14 protein-coding genes and 1 tRNA gene are annotated in these 12,906 nt (G+C 65.8%); 9 read left to right on the top strand and 6 right to left on the bottom strand.

Annotation, left to right across the window (positions count from 1 at the left end; translation table 11 throughout):
• Positions 1 to 69: 69 nt before the first annotated feature.
• Together HWX55_RS25295 and HWX55_RS25290 are read right to left on the bottom strand one after the other, a co-directional pair.
• A tRNA-Pro gene (locus HWX55_RS25295) sits at positions 70 to 146 on the bottom strand.
• A 149-nt stretch (positions 147 to 295) separates the two neighbouring features.
• Positions 296 to 1,291 carry a polyprenyl synthetase family protein gene (locus HWX55_RS25290; RefSeq protein WP_175820613.1) on the bottom strand — a complete coding sequence of 332 codons (996 nt, stop codon included), beginning with the start codon at positions 1,289 to 1,291 and terminating at the stop codon, positions 296 to 298.
• Positions 1,292 to 1,501: 210 nt separating this feature from the next.
• On the opposite strand from HWX55_RS25290, the gene rplU reads away from it, so the two are divergent.
• The 4 genes from rplU to proB all read left to right on the top strand — a co-directional run bounded on the left by rplU (position 1,502) and on the right by proB (position 4,617).
• Positions 1,502 to 1,813, top strand: a complete 312-nt coding sequence (gene rplU / locus HWX55_RS25285; protein ID WP_004194344.1) for a 50S ribosomal protein L21 — start codon at positions 1,502 to 1,504, stop codon at positions 1,811 to 1,813.
• Positions 1,814 to 1,837: 24 nt separating this feature from the next.
• Positions 1,838 to 2,101 (top strand): 50S ribosomal protein L27, encoded by a 264-nt coding sequence (gene rpmA, locus HWX55_RS25280; protein WP_006476999.1) that lies wholly within the window; start codon positions 1,838 to 1,840, stop codon positions 2,099 to 2,101.
• Positions 2,102 to 2,288: 187 nt separating this feature from the next.
• A complete protein-coding gene (obgE, locus tag HWX55_RS25275; protein ID WP_175977696.1) occupies positions 2,289 to 3,401 on the top strand; it encodes a GTPase ObgE in 1,113 nt (370 codons plus the stop codon).
• A 97-nt stretch (positions 3,402 to 3,498) separates the two neighbouring features.
• Positions 3,499 to 4,617 (top strand): glutamate 5-kinase, encoded by a 1,119-nt coding sequence (gene proB / locus HWX55_RS25270; protein WP_175977695.1) that lies wholly within the window; start codon positions 3,499 to 3,501, stop codon positions 4,615 to 4,617.
• A 98-nt stretch (positions 4,618 to 4,715) separates the two neighbouring features.
• Here proB and HWX55_RS25265 read toward each other — a convergent pair whose 3' ends face one another.
• Positions 4,716 to 5,324, bottom strand: coding sequence for a CNP1-like family protein (locus HWX55_RS25265; protein ID WP_050013884.1), 609 nt, complete (start codon positions 5,322 to 5,324; stop codon positions 4,716 to 4,718).
• Positions 5,325 to 5,337: 13 nt separating this feature from the next.
• On the bottom strand, positions 5,338 to 5,982 hold the full coding sequence (locus tag HWX55_RS25260; RefSeq protein WP_050013883.1) for an RNA pyrophosphohydrolase: 645 nt from the start codon (positions 5,980 to 5,982) through the stop codon (positions 5,338 to 5,340).
• Positions 5,983 to 6,200: 218 nt separating this feature from the next.
• On the opposite strand from HWX55_RS25260, the gene HWX55_RS25255 reads away from it, so the two are divergent.
• Together HWX55_RS25255 and HWX55_RS25250 are read left to right on the top strand one after the other, a co-directional pair.
• Positions 6,201 to 7,937, top strand: coding sequence for a proline--tRNA ligase (locus HWX55_RS25255; protein WP_175977694.1), 1,737 nt, complete (start codon positions 6,201 to 6,203; stop codon positions 7,935 to 7,937).
• A 21-nt stretch (positions 7,938 to 7,958) separates the two neighbouring features.
• Positions 7,959 to 8,567: a MarC family protein gene (locus tag HWX55_RS25250; protein WP_050013881.1), complete on the top strand. Its 609-nt coding sequence runs from the start codon at positions 7,959 to 7,961 to the stop codon at positions 8,565 to 8,567.
• Between the two features lie 89 nt (positions 8,568 to 8,656).
• On the opposite strand, the gene HWX55_RS25245 is transcribed toward HWX55_RS25250, so the two are convergent.
• Both HWX55_RS25245 and ffh read right to left on the bottom strand, forming a co-directional pair.
• Positions 8,657 to 9,208, bottom strand: a complete 552-nt coding sequence (locus HWX55_RS25245; RefSeq protein WP_023477519.1) for a hypoxanthine-guanine phosphoribosyltransferase — start codon at positions 9,206 to 9,208, stop codon at positions 8,657 to 8,659.
• Positions 9,209 to 9,302: 94 nt separating this feature from the next.
• A complete protein-coding gene (gene ffh / locus HWX55_RS25240; RefSeq protein ID WP_089434517.1) occupies positions 9,303 to 10,670 on the bottom strand; it encodes a signal recognition particle protein in 1,368 nt (455 codons plus the stop codon).
• An 89-nt stretch (positions 10,671 to 10,759) separates the two neighbouring features.
• Here ffh and ccsA point away from each other — a divergent pair, with 89 nt between their 5' ends.
• The 3 genes from ccsA to ampD are packed head-to-tail and all read left to right on the top strand — an operon-like array spanning position 10,760 to position 12,574.
• Positions 10,760 to 11,653 (top strand): cytochrome c biogenesis protein CcsA, encoded by an 894-nt coding sequence (ccsA, locus tag HWX55_RS25235; RefSeq protein WP_050013879.1) that lies wholly within the window; start codon positions 10,760 to 10,762, stop codon positions 11,651 to 11,653.
• Positions 11,654 to 11,666: 13 nt separating this feature from the next.
• A complete protein-coding gene (locus tag HWX55_RS25230; protein ID WP_124556627.1) occupies positions 11,667 to 11,987 on the top strand; it encodes a PP0621 family protein in 321 nt (106 codons plus the stop codon).
• Positions 11,984 to 12,574 (top strand): 1,6-anhydro-N-acetylmuramyl-L-alanine amidase AmpD, encoded by a 591-nt coding sequence (gene ampD / locus HWX55_RS25225; RefSeq protein ID WP_050013877.1) that lies wholly within the window; start codon positions 11,984 to 11,986, stop codon positions 12,572 to 12,574. The genes HWX55_RS25230 and ampD overlap by 4 nt, the downstream gene beginning before the upstream one ends.
• Positions 12,575 to 12,906 lie beyond the last annotated feature (332 nt).

Raw genomic sequence — 12,906 nt, 5'->3', positions numbered from 1 at the left:
GCGACACGAGGGGCCCGCGGCGGCCGGACGAAAAAAAACCGTGCACGCGGTGCACGGTTTTTTTAAATCTGGTCGGGGTGAGAGGATTCGAACCTCCGGCCTCTACGTCCCGAACGTAGCGCTCTACCAGGCTAAGCTACACCCCGATTTTTGCTCTTCCGACTTCGCCGTCTTCGTTAAGAATCGCTACGTCGTCACAAGCAAGAACGTAACTATAACGATGTTTTTTCTAAAAGGGAATACTTTGATGAAGAAAATTTTCGAGACAACGCATCGCTTCGCGTTCGCGGCGTGGTTACGATTGCCGCGACGTCGAGTATGAGCACAACCCGAGCAGGCTTTCCTTGTAGATCGAATCGGGGAACGCGGCAATTGCCGCGGCTGCCGCCTGTGCTTCCTGGCGTGCGCATTCGAGCGTGTGATCGAGCGCGCCCGAACGCGTGATCGCTTCGAAAATCGTGTCGAAGCGATCGGTGCCGCCGTGTTCGATCGCCTCGCGTGCGAGCGCCGACTGTTCGGGCGTGCCGCGTTCGATCAGATAGATGAGCGGCAGCGTCGGCTTGCCTTCGCGCAGGTCGTCGCCGGCATTCTTGCCCATTGCCTCGGCGGTGCCCGCATAGTCGAGCCAGTCGTCCATGATCTGGAACGCGGTGCCGATCCGGCGGCCGTATTCGGCGGCGGCGGCCTCGGTCGGCGCATCGGCGCCCGCGAGCACCGCGCCCAGGCGCGCCGACGCCTCGAACAGCTTGGCCGTCTTGTAGCGGATCACCTGCATGTAGCGCGCTTCGTCGACGTCCGCGTCGTGCATGTTGAGGAGCTGCAGCACCTCGCCTTCCGAAATGATCGTCGTCGCTTCGGACAGGATCTCCATCACGCGCATCTTGCCGACGCCGACCATCATCTCGAACGAGCGCGAGTAGAGGTAGTCGCCTACCAGCACGCTCGCCGCGTTGCCGAACAGCGCATTGGCCGTCTGGCGGCCGCGGCGCAGCTCGGATTCGTCGACGACGTCGTCATGCAGCAGCGTGGCCGTGTGGATGAATTCGACGACGGCGGCCAGCACGTGCCGCTGGTGCGACGTTTCGCCGAGCGCGCCGGCGACGAGCAGCAGCAACGCCGGACGCAGCCGCTTGCCGCCCGCGCCGATGATGTATTCGGCGATCTGGTTGATCAGCAGCACGTCGGACGCGAGGCTTTGCCGGATAACGCGATTCACCTGCTCCATGTCGCTGGTGATCGGGGCGAGCAGGTGGGCGGCGCTGAGGGTGGGGGAGGCGGTGGACGACGACATGATGATGGAATTGGGTGATGCCGCGGATTATAAGTCGAATCCGCGATATGCCGGTCTGTCAGACGTACCAGCGGCGCGATTTTGGCCGTCCGGCCGAGGCCCACGCGCGGCAATCGTCGATCGGCTTTGACTTGGGTGCTAAGCCCATGTATAATCACGTGTTTTCCGCGCGTGGTGTGCGGAAAAATTGGATCCAGAGTGAGGTTCTCAATGTACGCGGTCATAAAAACCGGCGGCAAGCAGTACAAGGTTGCCGTTGGCGAAAAACTCAAAGTAGAACAGATACCGGCTGACATTGACGCTGAAATCACGCTCGACCAGGTTCTCGCAGTGGGCGAAGGCGAATCGATTCAGTTCGGTACGCCGCTGGTCAGTGGGGCTTCCGTCAAGGCCACCGTTGTGTCGCACGGTCGTCATGCCAAGGTCACCATCTTCAAGATGCGTCGCCGGAAGCACTACCAAAAGCACGGCGGCCACCGCCAGAACTACACTGAGCTGCGCATCGACGCGATCAACGCGTAAGCGCCTCGGTAAAGGAGCAATCAGATGGCACACAAAAAGGCAGGCGGCTCTTCCCGGAACGGCCGCGACTCCGAGTCGAAACGTCTCGGCGTGAAAGTGTACGGCGGCCAGGCAATCAACGCTGGCGGCATCATCGTGCGTCAGCGCGGTACGCGCATGCACGCTGGCGAGAACGTCGGCATGGGCAAGGATCACACCCTGTTCGCGCTGGTCGACGGTCACGTCAAGTTCGCGACGAAGGGCGCGGACAAGAAGCATCTGGTCATCGTCGTCCCGGCGGCTGCCTAAGTCAGGCACCCACGGGCTTCGTAGCCGAAAGGCCCCGCAGTCTTCGCGGGGCCTTTTTTTATTGGGTCGCCGGGCGCATGTGCGCGCCGGCGACCCTCGTGCAACCGGCATACGATCGGCCGAACGGCAGATTGTTCAAGCGTGCCGGCGCGCGGCACAATAGCGGAAATACTGGGCGGAGTGACGAATGAAGTTCATTGACGAAGCACGAATCGAAGTCATCGCCGGCGACGGAGGCGATGGCAGCGCGTCGATGCGCCGCGAGAAATTCGTCCCGTTCGGCGGGCCGGACGGTGGCGACGGCGGCCGGGGCGGCAGCGTTTATGCGATCGCCGACCGCAACATCAACACGCTGATCGACTACCGTTACGCGAAGAAGCACCTCGCGCGCAACGGCGAAAACGGTCGCGGCTCGGATTGCTACGGCAAGGGCGGCGACGACGTCACGCTGCGCATGCCGGTCGGCACGATCATCAGCGACATGGAAACGGGCGAGCTGATTGCCGATTTGACCGAGCACGACCAGCAGGTGATGCTCGCGCAGGGCGGCGCCGGCGGCCTCGGCAACCTGCACTTCAAGTCGAGCACGAACCGCGCGCCGCGCCAGAAGACCGACGGCAAGCCGGGCGAGCGGCGCATGCTGAGGCTCGAGCTGAAGGTGCTCGCCGACGTCGGTCTGCTCGGCATGCCGAACGCGGGCAAGTCGACCTTCATCTCGTCGGTGTCGAACGCGAAGCCGAAGATCGCCGACTACCCGTTCACGACGCTCGCGCCGAATCTGGGCGTGGTGCGGGTCGGCCCGAGCAAGAGCTTCGTGATCGCCGATATCCCGGGGCTGATCGAAGGGGCGGCCGAAGGCGCGGGCCTCGGGCATCAGTTCCTGCGTCACCTGCAGCGTACCGGCGTGCTGCTGCATCTGGTCGATCTCGCGCCGTTCGACGAAAGCGTCGATCCGGTCGCGGAGGCGACGGCGATCGTCGGCGAACTGCGCAAGTACGACGAGGCGCTCTACGAGAAGCCGCGCTGGCTCGTGCTCAACAAGCTCGACATGGTGCCGGAAGACGAGCGCGAGGCGCGCGTCGCGGATTTCCTCGACCGTTTCGGCTGGGACGGCCCGGTGTTCGAGATCTCGGCGCTGACGGGCCAGGGCTGCGAAGCGCTGTGCTACGCGATCTACGACTACCTCTCCGAACATTCGGACGCGCATCGCGCGGCGGAGGCGGAGGATCTCGCGGCGGACGTGCGTTTCCGCGATGCGCCGCCGGCGAAGGGCGGCGCGGCCCCGGGCGACGACGCCTGAACGGTCGGGCGGTCAGGTCACGCGCCGGGCGTGCCGCCCGGCGTCGGCGTTCCATCGCGCCCGGTGGGCCGGCATCATATACAGGAGACAGTGCAGGATGCGTTCGATCATCGCGGATTCGAAGCGATTGGTGGTGAAGGTGGGCTCCAGCCTCGTGACCAACGACGGCAAAGGGCTCGATCATGCTGCAATCGGCCGCTGGGCGGCCCAGATCGCCGCGTTGCGTGCGCAGGGCAAGGAAGTCGTGCTCGTCAGTTCGGGCGCGATTGCCGAAGGCATGCAGCGACTCGGCTGGAGCAAGCGGCCGCGGGAAATCGACGAGTTGCAGGCCGCTGCCGCGGTCGGCCAGATGGGGCTCGCGCAAGTCTACGAGAGTCGCTTCACCGAGCACGGGATCCGCACCGCGCAGATCCTGCTCACGCACGCCGATCTGGCGGATCGCGAGCGCTACCTGAATGCGCGCTCGACGCTGCTCACGCTGCTGCGGCTCGGCGTCGTGCCGATCATCAACGAAAACGACACGGTCGTCACCGACGAAATCAAGTTCGGCGACAACGACACGCTCGGCGCGCTCGTCGCGAACCTGATCGAAGGCGATGCGCTGATCATCCTCACCGATCAGTCGGGGCTGTTCACGGCCGATCCGCGCAAGGACCCGAATGCGACGCTCGTCGGCGAGGCCAATGCGGGCGCGCCGGAGCTCGAGGCGATGGCGGGCGGGGTCGGCTCGAGCCTCGGTCGCGGCGGGATGCTGACGAAGATCCTCGCGGCGAAGCGTGCGGCGCACAGCGGCGCGAATACCGTGATCGCGAGCGGCCGGGAGTCCGACGTGCTTGTGCGTCTGGCGGCCGGCGAGGCGATCGGCACGCAACTGATCGCACGAACCGCGCGGATGGCGGCGCGCAAGCAATGGATGGCCGACCATCTGCAGGTGCGCGGCCACGTCGTGATCGACGCGGGCGCGGTCGAGAAGCTGACGGCCGGCGGCAAGAGCCTGCTGCCGATCGGCGTGATCGACGTGCAGGGCGCGTTCGCGCGCGGCGAGGTGATCGCGTGCGTCGGCCCGGACGGGCGCGAGGTGGCGCGCGGGCTCACGAACTACAGCAGCGCGGAAACGAAGCTGATTCACCGCAAGCCGAGCGGCGAGATCGAGACCGTGCTCGGCTACATGCTGGAGCCCGAACTGATCCATCGCGACAACCTCGTGCTGGTGTGATCGCTGGCCTGATGCCGTCGTTCAAATGAAAAAGCCCGCGCGATGCGGGCTTTTTTGTCCGGCGGGAGGGCGATGCGGGCGACCCGCATCGCGTGCCGTCAGCGCAACTGCGTCATCGCGGTGCGGTGGAACCGGATGTTTTCGAGGATCTGCCGGGTCGAGCCTTGCGGCATCTTGTTCGCGCAGAAGTAGTCCTGGTAGAGCGCGGAGTGGTAGGCGTTCAGCTCGCCGTTCTCGATGCGCCGCCAGTCGTTCTCGACGGTGCGATCCCAGCCGTTGTGGTCCGAGTTCAGGCCGGCGTACTGGCGCCATTCGTAGGTGTCGCAGCGGATGCCTTCGTAGTTCACGTTGCGCGCACCGGCCGGGCTCGTGACGACGACTGCGTAGCGCACGACGCCGTCGCTGCCGACCTCGAGCGACTTCGCATCGACGAAGAACTTCAGCGGCGTGTTCTGCGACACGTTGAACGGCAGCAGATCGCCCGTTTGCGGCAGCGGCGGCAGCGTGTCGACGGCGTTTTCCTTCCAGGTTCCCTGACGGTCGAGCAGGTACACGAACTCGCTGTCATCCTTGTTGGACGGCGCTTTCGAGTTCGCGCAGCCGGCCAGAGCGGCCATCGCGGCGATCGATGCGAGCGCGAGAGCAATCGCTTTCAATATGCATTCCTCGTAAAAAAAGGGCGCGACACCAAGGTCGCGCCCGGTCATGCAGTCCGACTCGTCACTTGCCGACGATCACGTGGGGCGGCATCTCGTCGAGCGTGCTCGCTTCCACTTCGATCTCCGAACAAACCACCGATGCGTCGACAATCGTCAGCGTTTGAGCCTGTGCGCCAATGACGCGCGGATAGCGCGACACACGCGGCCCGCGCGGCTTCTCGGCTCGCTGCGCCGGGCGGCGCAGGAAGCGCGACAGTTCCGTCAGCGCCAACTGATAGACATCCCGCTTGAACTCGATCACCGCATCGAGCGGTACCCAATACTCGTTCCAGCGCCACGCATCGAACTCCGGGTGGTCGGTCGCGCGCAAGCAAATGTCGCAATCGCGTCCGACCATCCGCAGCAGGAACCAGATCTGCTTCTGGCCGCGGTAATGACCGCGTACTTCGCGTTTGATGAACTTGTCAGGCACCTCGTAACGCAACCAGTCGCGGGTGCGGCCGATTATCTTGACGTGTTCCGGATGCAGGCCGGTTTCCTCGTGCAGTTCCCGGTACATCGCCTGCATGGGGGTCTCGCCGTACTTGATCCCACCTTGAGGAAACTGCCAGGAATGCTCGCGGAGCCGCTTGCCCCAAAACACCTCGTTGCGCGCGTTCAAGAGGATGATGCCGACGTTCGGGCGAAAGCCTTCACGATCCAGCATACAACCACCTTCGAATCCTTTAAAATTGCTTTGATTATAAACAGATAACGGGCGCTGCGCACCGTGACGGAGCGAATCCGCGCGGGGCACACCGGCTGAATTGTCCCTGATTAGTCTGCTACGTCATCTGCGCCATCGTCGTTCGCGGCGCGCCGCTTTTTCACCTTGAAACTTTTTCGGGCGCCCCGCCTGGGGGCGCCGTTTTTGGAACCGTCCGCATGAAAGCTTCCCGTTTCTTTATCGGCACCCTGAAAGAGGCACCCGCCGACGCAGAGATCGTCAGCCACAAGCTGATGGTCCGCGCCGGCATGATCCGTCGCGTCGCCGGCGGCATCTACAACTACCTGCCGGTCGGCCTGCGTTCGATTCGCAAGGTCGAGGCGATCGTGCGCGAGGAAATGAACCGGGCGGGCGCCATCGAGCTGCTGATGCCGGCCGTGCAGCCGGCCGAGCTGTGGCAGGAGTCGGGCCGCTGGGAGCAGTACGGCCCCGAGCTGCTGCGCTTCAAGGACCGCAAGGACAACGATTTCGTGATCGGGCCGACGCACGAGGAAGTCGTCACCGACATCGCGCGCAACCAGATCAAGAGCTACCGGCAGATGCCGGTGAACTTCTACCAGATCCAGACGAAGTTCCGCGACGAGATCCGCCCGCGCTTCGGCGTGATGCGCGGCCGCGAATTCATCATGAAGGACGCGTATTCGTTCGACAAGGATGCGGCCGGCCTGAACGAGTCGTACCGCAAGATGTACGACGCGTACGTGCGCATCTTCACGCGCCTGGGCCTCGAGTTCCGCGCGGTCGCGGCCGACAGCGGCTCGATCGGCGGCAACTTCTCGCACGAGTTCCACGTGATCGCCGACACCGGCGAGGACGCGATCGCGTACTGCCCGACGTCCGAATTCGCGGCGAACGTCGAGGCGGCCGAAGCGCTGCCGCTGACGCCTGAGCGCGCGGCGCCGGCCGAAGCGATGGAAAAGGTCGCGACGCCCGGCAAGGCGAAGTGCGAGGCCGTCGCCGAACTGCTGGCGATCCCGCTCGAGCGCACGATCAAGTCGATCGTGCTCGCGACCGACAACGAAGGCGCCGAGCCGACCATCTGGCTCGTGATGCTGCGCGGCGATCACGACCTGAACGAGATCAAGGTGTCGAAGCTGCCGGGCCTGAAGAACCACCGCTTCGCGACCGAGCAGGAAATCGTCGAGTGGTTCGGCACGCCGCCGGGCTATCTCGGCCCGGTCGGCACGAAGAAGCCGGTGAAGGTGATCGCCGACCGTACGGTCGCGAACATGAGCGATTTCGTCGTCGGTGCGAACGAGGTCGACTATCACATCGCGGGCGTGAACTGGGGCCGCGACCTGCCGGAGCCGGACGTCGCCGACGTGCGCAACGTGAAGAAGGGCGATCCGTCGCCGGACGGCAAGGGCGCGATCGACATCTGCCGCGGCATCGAAGTCGGCCACGTGTTCCAGCTCGGCACCAAGTACTCGGAAGCGATGGGCGCGACGTTCCTCGACGAGTCGGGCAAGCCGCAGCCGATGCTGATGGGCTGCTACGGCGTGGGCATCACGCGCATTCTCGGCGCGGCGATCGAACAGAACTTCGATGAGAAGGGCATCATCTGGCCCGAGTCGATCGCGCCGTTCGAGGTCGTGCTGTGCCCGATGGGCTATGACCGCAGCGACATGGTGCGCGAGACGGCCGACAAGCTGTACGCGGAACTCGTCGCGGCCGGCATCGACGTGATCCTCGACGATCGCGGCGAGCGCCCGGGCGTGATGTTCGCCGACTGGGAGCTGATCGGCGTGCCGCATCGTCTCGTGATCGGCGAGCGCGGCCTGAAGGAAGGCAAGATCGAGTACCAGGGCCGCCGCGACGCCGAAGCGACGCTGCTGCCGGCCGACACGGCCGCGGCGACGGTCGCCGAGAAGATCCGCGCCGCGCTCGCGCACTAAGCGCGGCGACCGGGGGACACGATGGAATACACGTTCCTGTCGGCCACCGTGCTCCTCGTGCTGATCACGGATCCGCTCGGCAACATCCCGCTGTTCATCACGGCGATGCGGGATGTGCCGCGCGAGCGGCGCGTGAAGCTGATCCTGCGCGAAGTGGGGATCGCGTTCGTGATCCTGCTGTTCTTCATGCTGGTCGGCGACCGCTTCCTGCGGATGATGAGCCTCACCGACCTGTCGCTGCGGCTCGGTGGCGGGATCGTGCTGTTCCTGATCGCGCTGCGGATGATCTTCCCGCATCCGGACGGCGCGCTCGGCAGCGATCCGCGCGCGGGCGGCGAGCCGTTCATCGTGCCGCTCGCGATTCCGGCGCTGGCCGGGCCGTCCGCGCTCGCGACGGTGATGCTGCTGACGTCGCAGGCGCCCGGCAAGATGCTCGAATGGGTCGGCGCGCTGACGGTCACGATGATCGTCTGCGCGATCACGCTGGTGCTGGCCGAACGGATTCAGGCGTGGCTCGGCGAGCGGACCGTCGCCGCGTTCGAGCGGCTGATGGGCCTCGTGCTCGTCGCGATCTCGGTCGAGATGCTGCTGGCGGGCATTCGCGCGTTCGTGCACCAGTTGCAGCCGTAGCGCGGGCGGCGCGGCGGGCCGACGAAAAAAAGCGGCGCTCCGGGCAACCGGAGCGCCGCTTTCTATTTATATAGCGGACAGCGCGGCGATCAGACGTTCGCGGTCAGCGCGCGGATCGTCGGCAGGTTGCGCCAGTAGCCCTTCGCGTCCATCCCGCAGCCGAACACGTAGCGATCCGGCACCGAGAAGCCGCAGAAGTCGGGGTGCAGCGGTTTCGCCTTCGCGAGCGTCTTCTCGCACAGCACGGCCGACATGAAGCGCTTCGCGCCCATGTCGAGGATGCGGTCGCGGATCGCGGCCATCGTCTCGCCTTCGTCGAGGATGTCGTCGAGTACGAGCACGATGCGGTCCTTCACCGATTCGCGCGGCGCGACGCGCCAGTGCATCTCCGGGCTGCCCTGTGTCGTGTTGCGGTAGCGGGTCAGGTGGATGTAGTCGAATTCGAGCGGGAAATCGAGATGCGGCAGCAGCATCCCGGTAAACACCGCGGCGCCGCCCATCACCGAGAGAACGAGCGGGAACGCGTCGCCGATCTCGGCGCGGATCGCGTCGGCCATCTTCGAGATCGACGCATTGACGGCGTCGGCCGAGACGATCTCTTCGGAGTGGTCGAAAATGTGGAGGGCTTCTTCGCGGTTCATGTGTTCTGGCGGGCAGTCGGTATACAAATAAGGATGAAGCAGAACGGCAGGCGCGCGCTACGGCAAAAACCCGCGCGCCGGCCGACGGACGAAATCAGCGCATGCCGGGCATCATGCCTTTCAGGCCGCGCATCATCTTCTGCATGTTGCCGCCCTTCAGCTTCTTCATCATCGTACGCATCTGGTCGTACTGGTTCAGCATCCGGTTGACTTCCTGCACCGGCACGCCCGCGCCGGCCGCAATGCGGCGCTTGCGCGTCGCCTTGATGATTTCGGGTTTCGCGCGCTCGGCGGGCGTCATCGAGCTGATGATCCCTTCCATCCGGCGGATCGACTTCTCGGCCTGGCCCATGTCGGCGCCGGCCGCCGCCTGCTGGAATTGCGCGGGGAGTTTGTCCATCAGCGACGACAGGCCGCCCATGTTCTTCATCTGCGAGATCTGCGCGCGGAAATCGTTCAGGTCGAAATCGCCGCCTTTCTTGACCTTGTCGGCGAGCTTCTGCGCGGCCTGGACATCAACGCCGCGCTGCGCTTCCTCGACGAGCGCGAGGATGTCGCCCATGCCGAGGATCCGGTTCGCCATCCGGTCGGGGTGGAACACCTCGAGGCCGTCGAGCTTCTCGGCGACGCCGACGAACTTGATCGGCTTGCCCGTGACGTGACGCACCGACAGCGCGGCGCCGCCGCGCGAGTCGCCGTCGAGCTTGGTCAGCACGACGCCGGTCAGCGGCAGCGTGTCGTTGAACGCCTTCGCGGTGTTGACGGCATCCTGGCCGAGCATCGCGTCGACGACGAACAGCGTTTCGGCCGGCTTCAGCACGCCGTGCAGCGCGGCGATTTCCTGCATCATCGCTTCGTCGATGCCGAGGCGGCCGGCCGTGTCGACGAGCAGCACGTCATGGTAGTGGCGCTTCGCCCAGTCGACGGCCGCCAGCGCGATGTCGACGGGCTTCTGGTCCGGCGTGGACGGGAAGAAGTCGGCGCCGACCTGCTCGGTCACCGTTTTCAGCTGCATGATCGCGGCCGGACGATACACGTCGCACGACACCGTGAGCACCTTCTTCTTGTACTTCTCGCGCAGCAGCTTCGCGAGCTTGCCCACGGTCGTGGTCTTGCCCGCGCCCTGCAGGCCGGCCATCAGGATCACCGCGGGCGGCGTGACCGCGAGATTCAGCTCGGCGGCCTTGCCTTCGTAGTCGCCGCCGATCACGGCGGTCAGTTCCTTCTGGACCACGCCGACGAGCGCCTGGCCCGGCGACAGGCTGCTGATCACTTCTTCGCCGAGCGCCTTTTCCTTGACCTTGGCGATGAATTCGCGAACGACCGGCAGCGACACGTCGGCTTCCAGCAGCGCGAGACGCACCTCGCGGAGCATCTCCTGCGTGTTGGCCTCGGTGAGCCGGGCCTCGCCGCGCAGCGTCTTGACGACGCGCGCCATCCGTTGAGTGAGATTGTCGAGCATGGGGAGCGATGGACAGTGGGGCCCGAAGGCGCGGCGGAACCGAACAAAGGGAGCCGTCGCGGGAAGGGGGCCTAGTGTAAACTTCGAACATGGATATTGTACTGTATGCCCTCACCGCATTCCTGTACGGCGGCCTCGCCGTCGCAGGCTGGCGCACGCATCGCCAGGGCGCGACGCCGCTCGTCGCGAGCGTGCCGGCCGTGCCGGTCCCTGCATCGGCTGCGTCCGGGATGAGCGGGGCCGGCCGCGCGCTGCTGTTCGCCGCGCTGCTCGCGCACGGCGTGCTGCTCCACATGACGATCTTTCCGAACGACGCGATGGTGTTCGGCTTCGCGTTCGCGCTGTCCGCGATGTTCTGGCTCGGCGCCGGCATCTACTGGATCGAGAGCTTCTTCTTCCCGCTCGACAGCCTGCGCCTGCTGGTGCTGCCGCTCGCGTGCGGCGCGTCGCTGCTGCCGCTCGTGTTCGGCGGCGTGCGGGTGCTGCCTTATGCAGCCGCGCCGCTGTTCAAGCTGCATTTCCTGATCGCGAACATCGCGTACGGCCTTTTCGCGATCGCCGCGCTGCATGCGATCCTGATGCTGATGGTGGAGCGGCGCCTGCAGTCGCTGCGGCACGGCGGGCGCGACGGCTCGACCGGCTGGATCGCGAGCTGGCTCGAAACGCTGCCGCCGCTGCTCACGCTCGAGAAGTTGCTGTTCCGCCTGATCGGCGCCGGCTTCGTGCTGCTGACGCTGACGCTCGCGTCGGGCATCCTGTTCAGCGAACAGGTCGACGCGCGCGCGTTGCGGCTCGACCACAAGACGGTGTTCGCGATCCTGTCGTGGCTGATGTTCGGCGGTCTGCTGGTCGCCCGCAAGACGTCGGGCTGGCGCGGCCGCGGCGCCGCGCGCTGGGTGCTCGTGTCGTTCGCCGCGCTGCTGCTCGCGTATGTCGGCAGCCGGTTTGTGTTCGAGGTGCTGCTGCACCGCTCCGTGGTTTGACCGCAGGTTTCCGATGCGACAGATTCTTCTCCTGATCCTTCTCTTCTTTGCCGGTTCCTGGCTCGCGCGCAAGCTGCGCCACGCGCAGGAACAGGCGCAGGCGCGCACCGGCCGCGGCGCCGGTTACGACGGCGCGCCTGGTGCCGGTGCCGGTGGTGGCGCCGCGCGCCCGAACGGCGACGCGCGGTCGCTGCCCGAGCCGATGGTGCGTTGCGCCGAATGCGGCGTGCATGCGCCGAAGGGCGACGCCGTCGCCGCGAGCGGCGAATACTTCTGCAGCGCCGAGCATGCGCAGCGCCACGCCACGCGCGTGAACGGCCGCGACGCGCGATGAGCGACGCGCCGGTGTTGTCGGTCGACGCGAACGGCTGGGTGCGCGAAGCGCGCCATGCGCCGTCGCCGAACTTCGAGGCGCGGCCCGCGGGTGCGGCGCCGACGCTCGTGGTCGTCCACAACATCAGCCTGCCGCCCGGCGAATTCGGCGGCGACGCGATCGAGGCGCTGTTCCTGAATCGCCTCGACTGCGATGCGCACCCCTATTACCAGCGCCACCTGCGCGGCGTGCGCGTGTCCGCCCATTTCCTGATCCGCCGCGGCGGCGAACTCGTGCAGTTCGTGTCGTGCGACGAGCGCGCGTGGCACGCGGGCTCGTCCGAGTTCTTCGGCCGCACCCGCTGCAACGATTTCTCGATCGGCATCGAGCTCGAAGGCGCGGACGACGTGCCGTTCGACGATGCGCAATACGCGGTGCTCGCCGCGCTCTCCCGCGCGCTCGCCGCGCACTATCCGGTCGACGCGTTCGCGGGTCACTCGGACGTCGCGCCGGGCCGCAAGACCGACCCGGGCCCGCACTTCGATTGGCAACGCTTCGCGAGCGATGCCGGTTTTTCCGCCGAATACTTTCCTTTCCGTCAGCACTGATCGCGGGGTTTTTTGAGCGGAGAAAGTTTTTTCTCCGACCAATGCCTTGCCGTGTCTGCGCGCGAGCGATGTCAAGACCTTCGCCGCAAATTATCCGTTTGGACGTCCTCCGAATGTCCACTATACTTGGTGCCAGTTGAGCGGTTCTGTACTAGATATAGTGTGTGTCGCAGGGGAAAACCCGAGCGGCACCGGCCGGCGGGCAACGTCGGCGGACAGGGTTCTCACGGCGGCGCGTCAGGCCGGGCGGTCCGGGCGTCGCGACCAGCGCAGCGAACATCGACGGGGCAGGGTACACATGACGAAGCACACGACCGGCTGGGTTGTCGCGC

The sequence above is a fragment of the Burkholderia sp. BCC1047 genome (assembly GCF_902833155.1).
Classification (GTDB): Bacteria; Pseudomonadota; Gammaproteobacteria; order Burkholderiales; family Burkholderiaceae; genus Burkholderia; species Burkholderia sola.
The sequence above is the reverse complement of the archived record's forward strand: the minus strand, read 5'-3'. Positions and strand labels throughout refer to the sequence as shown.